The 10,065-nt window shown below is 68.6% G+C and carries 10 protein-coding genes and 1 pseudogene; 9 read left to right on the plus strand and 2 right to left on the minus strand.

All coding sequences use genetic code 11. From position 1 onward, the window contains the following. On the plus strand, positions 1-334 hold a 334-nt coding region (locus tag D477_RS18500), incomplete at its 5' end, for an AIR synthase-related protein (RefSeq protein WP_005273431.1). Positions 335-346: 12 nt separating this feature from the next. Here D477_RS18500 and D477_RS18505 read toward each other — a convergent pair. Beyond that, a complete protein-coding gene (locus D477_RS18505; RefSeq protein WP_005273435.1) occupies positions 347-1,066 on the minus strand; it encodes an IclR family transcriptional regulator in 720 nt (239 codons plus the stop codon). 159 nt (positions 1,067-1,225) lie between these two features. Between D477_RS18505 and leuC the strand changes: the two genes are divergently transcribed. The 6 genes from leuC to D477_RS18535 all read left to right on the plus strand — a co-directional run bounded on the left by leuC (position 1,226) and on the right by D477_RS18535 (position 7,699). Continuing rightward, complete coding sequence (gene leuC / locus D477_RS18510) at positions 1,226-2,692, plus strand: 3-isopropylmalate dehydratase large subunit (protein WP_005273439.1); 1,467 nt, start codon at positions 1,226-1,228, stop codon at positions 2,690-2,692. Between the two features lie 15 nt (positions 2,693-2,707). Further along, on the plus strand, positions 2,708-3,307 hold the full coding sequence (gene leuD / locus D477_RS18515; RefSeq protein WP_005273441.1) for a 3-isopropylmalate dehydratase small subunit: 600 nt from the start codon (positions 2,708-2,710) through the stop codon (positions 3,305-3,307). Positions 3,308-3,422: 115 nt separating this feature from the next. Further along, a complete protein-coding gene (gene murA, locus D477_RS18520) occupies positions 3,423-4,739 on the plus strand; it encodes a UDP-N-acetylglucosamine 1-carboxyvinyltransferase (protein ID WP_005273442.1) in 1,317 nt (438 codons plus the stop codon). A gap of 16 nt (positions 4,740-4,755) precedes the next feature. Next, the gene (locus D477_RS18525) at positions 4,756-5,520 is read left to right on the plus strand and encodes a lysophospholipid acyltransferase family protein (RefSeq protein WP_005273445.1); all 765 of its coding nucleotides are present in this window, start codon (positions 4,756-4,758) and stop codon (positions 5,518-5,520) included. Beyond that, the gene (locus tag D477_RS18530; RefSeq protein WP_005273448.1) at positions 5,517-6,554 is read left to right on the plus strand and encodes an NAD(P)H-dependent glycerol-3-phosphate dehydrogenase; all 1,038 of its coding nucleotides are present in this window, start codon (positions 5,517-5,519) and stop codon (positions 6,552-6,554) included. Before D477_RS18525 ends, D477_RS18530 begins: the two co-directional genes overlap by 4 nt. Beyond that, positions 6,551-7,699, plus strand: coding sequence for a D-alanine--D-alanine ligase family protein (locus D477_RS18535; protein ID WP_005273451.1), 1,149 nt, complete (start codon positions 6,551-6,553; stop codon positions 7,697-7,699). The genes D477_RS18530 and D477_RS18535 overlap by 4 nt, the downstream gene beginning before the upstream one ends. A gap of 16 nt (positions 7,700-7,715) precedes the next feature. Here the strand turns inward: D477_RS18535 and D477_RS18540 are convergent, their stop codons facing one another. Continuing rightward, positions 7,716-8,204, minus strand: a complete 489-nt coding sequence (locus D477_RS18540; protein WP_005273453.1) for a DUF3515 domain-containing protein — start codon at positions 8,202-8,204, stop codon at positions 7,716-7,718. 202 nt (positions 8,205-8,406) lie between these two features. Here D477_RS18540 and D477_RS18545 point away from each other — a divergent pair, with 202 nt between their 5' ends. Further along, positions 8,407-9,342 carry a DAK2 domain-containing protein gene (locus D477_RS18545; RefSeq protein WP_005273455.1) on the plus strand — a complete coding sequence of 312 codons (936 nt, stop codon included), beginning with the start codon at positions 8,407-8,409 and terminating at the stop codon, positions 9,340-9,342. Then, positions 9,335-10,065, plus strand: a pseudogene (locus tag D477_RS18550) (OB-fold nucleic acid binding domain-containing protein); the annotation flags it as partial. The gene D477_RS18545 and the pseudogene D477_RS18550, both read left to right, overlap by 8 nt.

Raw genomic sequence — 10,065 nt, forward strand, 5'->3', positions numbered from 1 at the left:
GGCCGGAGCGCACGCCATGATGGACGTCTCCGATGGCCTCGTCCGCGACGCCGGCCGGATGGCACGCGCCGGCCGCGTCGGCGTGGATTTGGAGTACGGCCGGCTGCGCCGCTTCGAAGCCGAACTGGCGCCGGCCGCCAGCCTGCTGGGCGCCGATCCGCGCCACTGGGTGCTGGGCGGGGGAGAGGACCACGGGCTGCTCGCCGCGTTCGCCCCGGATGCCGCCCTGCCGGAGGGGTTCCACGTCGTCGGCCGGGTGACAGCCGGCGCTCCCGAGGTGACCGTCGACGGGGCCGCTCCCGAAATCCTCGGCTGGGACCACTTCCGCGGTTAGCCCGCTGCAGGATCAGTCGTTGCTCTTGCGCAGGGCCTCGGTCAGCTGCTGCGCGGACTGGACCACCACTTCGGCATGGATCCGGCCAGGTTGACGGGTCAGCCGCTCGATCGGTCCGGAGATGGACACGGCGGCGATGACGCGGCCGGACGGGCCGCGCACCGGGGCCGATACGGAGGCGACGCCGGGTTCGCGCTCGCCGAGGCTCTGGGCCCAGCCGCGCCGGCGGACACCGGCCAGCACCGTCGGTGTGAACCGTGCCCCCTTCAAACCCTCGAGGAGCCGTTCATGGTCTTCCCAGGCGAGCAGCACCTGCGCTGCTGAGCCGGCCTTCATCGACAGCTGCGTGCCGACCGGAATCGTGTCGCGCAAGCCGACGGGACGTTCCGCCGAGGCGACGCAGACGCGGGCGTCCCCCTGGCGGCGGAAGACCTGCGCGCTTTCGCCGGTGGCGTCGCGCAGGCTGAGCAGGATGGGGCCGGACGAGGCGATGAGCCGGTCCTCGCCGGCGGCGGCGGCCAGTTCCACCAGCCGGCGGCCGAGCACGAAACGGCCCTGCATGTCCCGGCTGACCAGACGGTGGTGGACGAGGGCCAGCGCCAGGCGGTGTACGGTGGGCCTCGCCAGTCCGGTGGCGGCGACCAGTTGCGCCAGCGAGGTCGGCCCCGCCTCGAGCGTATCCAGCACCATCACAGCCTTGTCGATGACACCGACCCCGCTAGAATTGTCCATAAGTTGATATTGCCGTCTCATTATCTGAGATGCAAGTCAGGATGCTGGCGCGGAATCGTCTCGTGCTGACAGAGTTTAAGGACACACTTCTGCGGTTCGCCGAGCCGATGTCTAGAGTCTCGGTGCGGCCCGCGCTGTCACTGATGGAGGGAGCTGGCCATGGCCGGTACAACTGCGGGCAAGACGCTCGCCGAAAAGGTTTGGAATGCGCACGTGGTGCGCCGCGGGGAAGGCGAAGGAGCCTCCCGCCAGCCTGATCTGATCTACATCGACCTCCACCTTGTCCACGAAGTGACCTCTCCGCAGGCCTTCGAGGGGCTGCGGCTGGCCGGCCGGAAGCTGCGGCGGCCGGACCTGACCATCGCCACCGAAGACCACAACACCCCCACGCTGGACATCGACAAGCCCATCGCGGATCCGACCAGCCGTACGCAGATCGAGACGCTGCGGTCGAACTGCAAGGAATTCGGCGTGCGGCTGCACTCCCTGGGCGACGCCGAGCAGGGCATCGTCCACGTGGTCGGCCCGCAGCTGGGCCTGACCCAGCCCGGCCTGACCGTGGTCTGCGGCGACTCGCACACCTCGACCCACGGCGCCTTCGGGGCGCTGGCCTTCGGCATCGGCACCTCTGAGGTCGAGCATGTCATGGCCACCCAGACCCTCTCGCTCAAGCCGTTCAAGACCATGGCCATCAACGTCGAGGGCACGCTGCGCCCCGGTGTGACCGCCAAGGACATCATCCTGGCCGTGATCGCCAAGATCGGCACTGGCGGCGGCCAGGGCTACGTGCTGGAATACCGCGGCTCGGCCATCCGGGCGCTGAGCATGGAAGCCCGCATGACCATCTGCAACATGTCGATCGAGGCCGGCGCCCGCGCGGGCATGGTCGCCCCGGACGAGACCACGTTCGACTACCTCAAGGGACGCCCGCACGCGCCGCAGGGCGCGGACTGGGACGCCGCCGTCGACTATTGGCAGACCCTGCGTACGGACGAGGACGCCGAATTCGACGCCGAGGTGTTCCTCGACGCCGACACGCTGGAGCCGTTCGTCACCTGGGGCACCAACCCGGGCCAGGGCGTGTCCCTGTCGCAGGCCGTCCCGTCCCCGGAGGACTTCGCCGACGAGAACGCCAAGGCGGCTGCGCAGCGCGCGCTGGCGTACATGGGACTGGAAGCGGGCACGCCGATGAAGGACATCAGCGTGGATACGGTCTTCCTCGGATCCTGCACCAACAGCCGGATCGAAGACCTGCGGGTCGCGGCGGACATCGTCCGCGGCCGGCAGAAGGCGCCGAACGTGCGCATGATGGTCGTCCCCGGCTCCGCCCGGGTGCGGCTCGAAGCCGAGGCCGAGGGGCTGGACCGCATCTTCAAGGAGTTCGGTGCCGAGTGGCGGTTCGCGGGCTGCTCGATGTGCCTGGGGATGAACCCGGACCAGTTGGCCCCGGGGGAGCGCTGCGCCTCGACCTCCAACCGCAACTTCGAGGGCCGGCAGGGCAAGGGCGGGCGGACGCACCTGGTGTCGCCCGTCGTCGCTGCGGCGACTGCGGTGCGCGGCACCTTGAGCTCGCCTTCGGACCTGGACCCCATTAACGACGACGCCGTGTCCCGGCCTGCTGCCTAAGGAGCTTTGAGGATTATGGAAAAGTTTTCGACCCATACCGGAATCGGCGTTCCGCTGCGCCAGTCGAATGTGGACACGGACCAGATCATCCCCGCCGTCTACCTCAAGCGGATCACCCGCACCGGCTTCGAGGACGCCTTGTTCGCCGCCTGGCGGAAGCAGGATGACTTCATCCTCAACCAGGAACCGTTCAGCAGTGGTTCGGTGCTGGTGGCCGGCCCCGATTTCGGCACCGGTTCCTCCCGCGAGCACGCCGTGTGGGCGCTGAAGGACTACGGCTTCAAGGTGGTGCTCTCCTCCCGGTTCGCCGACATCTTCCGCGGCAACTCCGGCAAGCAGGGCCTGCTGGCCGCCCAGGTCGCCCAGGACGACATCGAGTTGATCTGGAAGGAGCTGGAGAACCACCCCGGCACGCAGATCACCGTGGACCTGGAAGCCAAGACCGTGGTCTGCGGAACGCTCACCGCGCCGTTCGAGATCGACGACTACACCCGCTGGCGCCTGCTCGAAGGCCTGGACGACATCGGCTTGACCCTGCAGCACGAAGAGGCGATCACCGCCTACGAGGCGACCCGGCCGGACTGGAAGCCGAAAACACTGCCCGCGCGTTCCTGACGCCACGGTGGCGAAAAACACTGTATTTCGGGAAGGTTGCGGTAACTTCTATGCTTAGCTGAGGCCTTTTTCGAAGCGTTGAAGGTCCCGCCAAGTTTTAAGGAATCAGGTGTATATGGCAAGCGTTTTGACCATTCGCGGTGGAGTCCCGCTTACGGGGAAAGTATCCGTCCGGGGAGCCAAGAACCTGGTCCCCAAAGCGATGGTCGCCTCGCTGCTGGGCAATGAGCCCTCGGTGCTGCGCAACGTTCCGGAGATCAAGGACGTCGACGTCGTCACCAGCCTGCTGCGGCTGCACGGCGTCAATGTCGGGAAGGACCCCGTCACGGGCGACCTGACGCTGGATCCGTCCCACGTCAAGACCGCGCAGATGAAGGACATCGACGCCCATGCCGGCGATTCGCGCATTCCGATCCTGTTCTGCGGACCGCTGATCCACAGCATTGGCGAGGCGTTCATCCCGGACCTCGGTGGCTGCCGGATCGGCGACCGGCCGATCGACTTCCACCTGGATGTGCTGCGCCAGTTCGGCGCGGTGGTGGACAAGCACCCGGGCGGCATTTCGATTTCCGCGCCGAAGGGGCTCAAGGGCGCCAAGCTCTCGCTGCCGTATCCCAGCGTGGGTGCCACCGAACAGGTGCTGCTGACGGCCGTCCGCGCCGAGGGCATCACCGAGCTCAGCGGCGCGGCCATCGAGCCGGAGATCATGGACCTGATCGCGGTGCTGCAGAAGATGGGCGCCATTATCAGCGTCCAGACGGACCGGGTAATCCGGATTGAGGGCGTCGAGCAACTGGGCGGCTTCAACCACCGCGCGCTGCCGGACCGGAACGAGGCCGCGTCCTGGGCTTCCGCTGCGCTGGTCACCGGCGGCGACATCTACGTCGAGGGTGCCCGGCAGGCGGACCTGACCGCCTTCCTGAACACCTTCCGGAAGATCGGCGGGGCCTTCGATATCGACGACGACGGCATCCGCTTCCGCCATACCGGAGGCAAGCTTTCGCCGCTGGTGCTCGAGACCGACGTGCATCCGGGCTTCATGACGGACTGGCAGCAGCCGCTCGTCGTCGCCCTGACCCAGGCCTCCGGGGTGTCAATCGTGCACGAGACGGTCTACGAGAACCGCTTCGGCTTCACCCAGGCGCTGATCCGCATGGGCGCCAGCATCCAGGTGCACCGCGAATGCCTCGGCAGCATCCCCTGCCGTTTCGGCCAGCGGAACTTCCTGCATTCAGCGGTGATTTCCGGTCCCACCCAGCTGCGCGGCACGGACATCGACATTCCGGACCTGCGCGGCGGCTTCAGCCACCTGATCGCGGCGCTGGCGGCCACGGGAACCTCGCGGGTGACCGGCCTGGAGCTGATCAACCGCGGCTACGAACGCTTCCAGTCCAAGCTGGAAAGCCTCGGCGCGGACTTCGACATTGCCTGAGGTCCCGGCGAGCCGAATGAAAGCAGCACGCAAGGAACGGGCCACGATCGGCGCAGTCGCAGCGCTGGTCCGTCCCGTCCTGAACCTCGTGCTGGGCCGGGAGTGGAGCGGCGGCGGGAACCTGCCCAAGGACCAGGGCTTCATCGTCTGCCCGAACCACAACACGGAGATCGATCCGCTGGTTGTGGGCCACTACATCTACAACCACGGCCACATCCCGCATTTCCTCGCGAAAGCGTCGCTGTTCCGGATTCCGGTGGTCGGCGCCGTCCTCCAGGCGTCCCGGCAGATTCCGGTGGAGCGCAGCAGCGCCGGGGCAAACAAGTCGCTCGAAGCGGCCCGCGAAGTGATGGCTGACGGGGGCGCCGTCCTGATCTACCCGGAGGGCACGCTCACCCGCGATCCCGACCTGTGGCCGATGCGCGGACGCACGGGGGCGGCACGCCTGGCGCTGCAGACCGGAGCGCCGGTGGTGCCGGTGGCCCACTGGGGAGCCAACGCGCTCTTCCCGCGCTATGCCCGGAAGCTGCGGCTGTTCCCGCGCAAGACCGCCCGCGTCATCGCGGGACCGCCGGTGGACCTCAGCGAGTTCCACGGGCTCCCGGTGACCAAGACGGTGCTGGAAGCGGCCACGGACAAGATCATGGACGCCATCACTGAGCTGCTGGCGGAACTGCGCAACGAGGAGCCGCCGGCCAGGCGCTGGGATCCGGCGCAGCGCGGGCAGAGCGCCACCGGCCGGGACTTCGAAGGCCAGCCCCTGCCCGAGGACAAGGCGTGAGCGCGCGCGCCGCCCTGCCCGCGGCTGTCGCCGTGCTGGGCGCCGGCAGCTGGGGAACCACGTTCGCCAAGGTCGTCGCGGACGCGCACCCGGAGCTGGAGGTTCGCCTCTGGGCCCGCCGGGCGGAAGTGGCCGAGGAGATCAATACCCGGCACCTGAACTCGAAGTACCTGAAGGACATCGAGCTCCCGGAGAACCTGGGCTCCTCGGCGGACGTCGCGAAGGTGCTGGCCGGCGCCGACCTGGTGGTGCTGGCCGTGCCGGCGCAGACCCTGCGCCCGCAGTTGGCGGAGTGGAAGCCCCTGCTGGGGGACACCGCCGTCGTTGTTTCCCTGATGAAGGGACTGGAACGCGGCACGGACGAGCGGATGAGCCAGATCATCAAGGCCGAACTCGGCCTGCCGGACGAGCGCGTGGCGGTGATCTCCGGACCGAACCTGGCCATGGAGATCGCGCGCAAGGAGCCGACCGCCTCGGTGGTCGCGTGCACCGACCTCGAGGCAGCGCAGTGGATCGCCAACACCTGCACCGCCAGCTACTTCCGCCCGTACACCAACACGGACGTGACCGGCGTGGAGATCGGCGGCATCGTCAAGAACGTGATCGCGCTCTGCGTGGGCATCTGCGACGGCAAGCACATGGGCGACAACACCAAGGCCTCGGTCATCACGCGCGGGCTCGCCGAAACCACCCGGCTGACACTGGCCCTGGGCGGGGAGCTGGAGACCATGGCCGGCCTGGCCGGCCTGGGCGACCTGGTGGCCACGTGCTCGTCCCCGCTCTCGCGCAACCGCACCGCCGGCCGGCTGCTGGCCGAAGGGCTGAGCCTGGAGGAGGTCAACCAGCGCATGACGCAGACCGCCGAGGGCATCAAGTCCGGCCGCGCGGTGCTGGATTTGGCCAACTCGCTCGGCGTGGAAATGCCCATTACAGAAAGCGTCGTGGCCGTGCTCGAGGGGGAGATTTCCGTCGATGACCTTGCGCCGCGGCTGCTGACCCGCGAACTCAAATCCGAAGGCGAACAGGACCAGTGACCGTGACCTCTTTCGACGCTCCCGTGCCGGCAACCGGTACCAAGCCGCGTGTTGCCGTGCTGTTCGGCGGCCGCTCCAGCGAACATTCCGTCAGCTGCGTGACGGCTGCGGGCGTGCTGGCAGCCATCGACCAGGACAAGTACGACGTCGTCCCCGTGGGTATCGCGCGCAACGGCCAGTGGGTGCTGGTCGCCGATGATCCGGCAAGCTGGTCGTTGACCTCGGGCGAACTGCCCGAGGTCCAGGCCTCCGCGGAGCACGTCATGCTGGCCGCCCGGGATTCTTTCGCCGAGCTGCTGGTGCAGTCCGGACCGGAGGCCACCCGCAGCCTGGGCCGGATCGACGTGGTGCTCCCGCTGCTGCACGGGCCGTTCGGCGAGGACGGCACGCTGCAGGGGCTGCTGGAGATGGCCGACGTCCGGTACGTCGGTGCCGGCGTGCTGGCGTCGGCGGTGGGCATGGACAAGCACTTCATGAAGGTGGCGTTCTCCGCGGCCGGCCTCGAGGTCGGCCCGTACGAGGTGATCACGGACCGGGACTGGCAGCGTGAGCCGGAGGCCGCCCTGCAGCGGGCCGCGGCCCTGGACTTCCCGGTGTTCGTCAAGCCGGCGCGGGCCGGCTCCTCCATGGGGATTACCCGGGTGACGGACCCGGCGCAGCTGCGTGCCGCCGTCGAAACCGCGCGGGAACATGATCCCAAGGTGGTCGTGGAGGCCGGCATCGCCGGACGCGAGATCGAGGTCGCCGTCCTGCAGGGCCGCGGTGCCGAGGACCCACGGACCAGCCTGCCGGGCGAGATCGCGGTGCAGCCGGGAGAGCACGCCTTCTACGACTTCGAGGCCAAGTACGTCGACGGTGCCGCGGCGGCCCTGAGCTGCCCGGCGGACCTGCCTGAGGCGGCGACGGCGCGCGTGCGCGAGCTGGCCGCGCAGGCCTTCGACGCGGTCGCCGCCGAGGGGCTTTCCCGGGTGGACTTCTTCTACACACCGCAGGGCGGGCTAGTCATCAACGAGATCAACACCATGCCCGGCTTCACACCGATCAGCATGTACCCGCAGATGTGGGCGAAGTCCGGCCTGCCCTACACCGAGCTGATCGACGAGCTGATCGGCCTGGCGCTCAGCCGGCCCACCGGCCTGCGGTAGGCCGCCGGACGGGGAGCTACGGGGCGTCCAGCTCGTCGTCGGGGCTCAGGCACTTGCTGGTCTGCGGGATTTTGGCCGCCGCGTCGGCCAGGTCCACCAGGATGGTGCTGGAGGCGACCTCGTCCGGGTTGAATACCAGTTCGGTGGCGGGAGACCGGCCGTAGGTGACGGCAGACCAGGTCTGCTCGCCTTCGCGCAGCACCCAGTCGATGCCGTTGACGCTGACGCACTGGTCCGTCGTCGGTCCCGGCTCCGGGACGCCGCAGCGGAGGATCACCCGGGACGGGTCGCCCCAGGCCGCGGTGGCCTGGCTGGAGGTCTCGCGGCGCGGGAAGTCGGCGACGAACTGGGGGAGTACCACCATCATGGGGGCGCAGGCCGGGTTGGCGGCGTCTTCGGCCGGGTCCACTTCGACCACCGGGGAACAGCCCGTGGCCGCCAGGACCGCACCGGCACCTGCAAGCAGGGGTGGCAGGCGCCGGAGGGCAGAGTGCGTTCTGGACATGGAACCAGCCTATCGGCTGCGGACAGCACGCCGTTTCAGGCCGCCCATGCACCCAGCATGCGAAACCGTTACCCCCGGCCGCGGATACTCTGCGGTAGGCTCGGTTAACGCCGCAGAACTGAAAGACACCGCGGGCCTTACGTGCCGGCGGCCACGGGAACGGACCGACTTGCAGACAAAAGTAGCCGCGAACACGCAGGCGTTGAAACGCTGGCTGGTCAAAGCGGAAGAAGTGCTGGGCAACCACAGTGACCGCCTGAATGCGATCAACATCTTCCCTGTGGCAGACGGCGACACCGGAACCAACCTCTACCTGACGGTCAGATCGGCGGCGCAGGCGGCCGCCGATGTGGAGACGACCGACGTCGGCCAGCTGCTGGCCGTGGCCGGCCAGGCTGCCATGGAACAGGCGCGCGGCAACAGCGGCACCTTGTTTTCGGTCTTCCTCTCGGCATTGTCCGAGCCGCTCCATGGGACGGCGCGGTTGACCGGGCCGCTGCTGGCGGCGGCGCTGCAGCGGGCCGAAATTCGGTGCTGGTCCGCGCTGAGCGACCCCGTGCCCGGCACCATGCTTTCCGTCATCGAGGCCGTGTCCCGGGCCGCCAACAGCGGGGAATCCCACGCGGGCGACCACTCGAACCACGCCTTGGCTGCCACCCTGGAAGCCGCGGTCCAGGCCGCCCTGGAAGCCGTCGTGCAGACCGAAGACCAGCTGGGCCCGCTGGCGGCCGCCCAAGTGGTCGACGCCGGCGCGGTGGGCTTCCTGCTCATTATGGACACCCTGCGGGCCAGCGCGTTGGGCCAGGAACTGCAGCCCGAAATGCTCGATGGTCTCCACGGGTACGACGTGCAGGACCCGCACATCCACCTGGACCATGCGCACGAGGGGGTCGAAGTGATGTGCACGATCAACCTCAGTCCGCTGGATGCTGCCACCCTGCGGCTGCAGCTGGACGAGCTGGGGGACTCCGTGATCCTCAGCGCGGTAACCGAGGTCGAAGGCGGCTACCGCTGGCGGATCCACGCCCATGTGCCCGCCGCTGAGCCCGCGCTGTCTGCTATCCAGGCTTTTGGCGAGCCGGCCAACCTGTCCGTGACGGATCTGGCGGCCGCCCCGGCCTACGAGGCCCATGACTGACCGCCGCCCGCCGGAACTGGCGCTGGCCCTCGAGCGCCGGGTCGGCAAGCGCACGGCAAACGTTTTGGAGAAGCACTTGGGGCTGCGGACCACCGAGGACCTGCTTAACTACTTCCCGCGCCGGTACCTCGAACGCGGTGAGCTCACCCCGATCGCAGGCCTGCCCCATGATGAGGAAGTCACGCTGGTCGCCCGGGTGCTGAGCAGCCGCTCCCGGCACATGCGCTCCCGCAAGGGCAAGATCACCGAGGTTGTGGTCACCGATGGCCTCGGCGGCCGGCTCAGCTCCGTAGCCCTCACGTTCTTCAACTCGTGGAAGGCGGAAAAGGACCTGACGCCCGGAACGCTGGCGATGTTCGCGGGCAAGGTCACCAAGTACCGCGACGATCTCACGTTGACCAACCCGGATTACGAGCTGCTGGGCGACGAATCCGAGTTCGACGCGGAGGCGGCCAGGCGTCCGGTGCCCGTCTATCCGGCCACCGCCAAGGTGCCCAGTTGGCGGATCCGGGCAGCCGTGGAGGTGCTGCTGGACAGCGTTGACTTCAGCCAGGTGCCCGACCCGGTGCCCGCGGACATTGCCATTCGCGACCGGCTCTATTCGCTCCAGGATGCCTACCGGCAGATCCACCGGCCGGACGAGCTCGCCACCGCGCTCAAGGCCCAGGACCGGTTCCGCTACCAGGAGGCCCTGATCCTGCAGACCGCCCTGGCCCGCCGCCG

The sequence above is a fragment of the Arthrobacter crystallopoietes BAB-32 genome (genome assembly GCF_000328305.2).
Lineage (GTDB): Bacteria > Actinomycetota > Actinomycetes > Actinomycetales > Micrococcaceae > Crystallibacter > Crystallibacter crystallopoietes_A.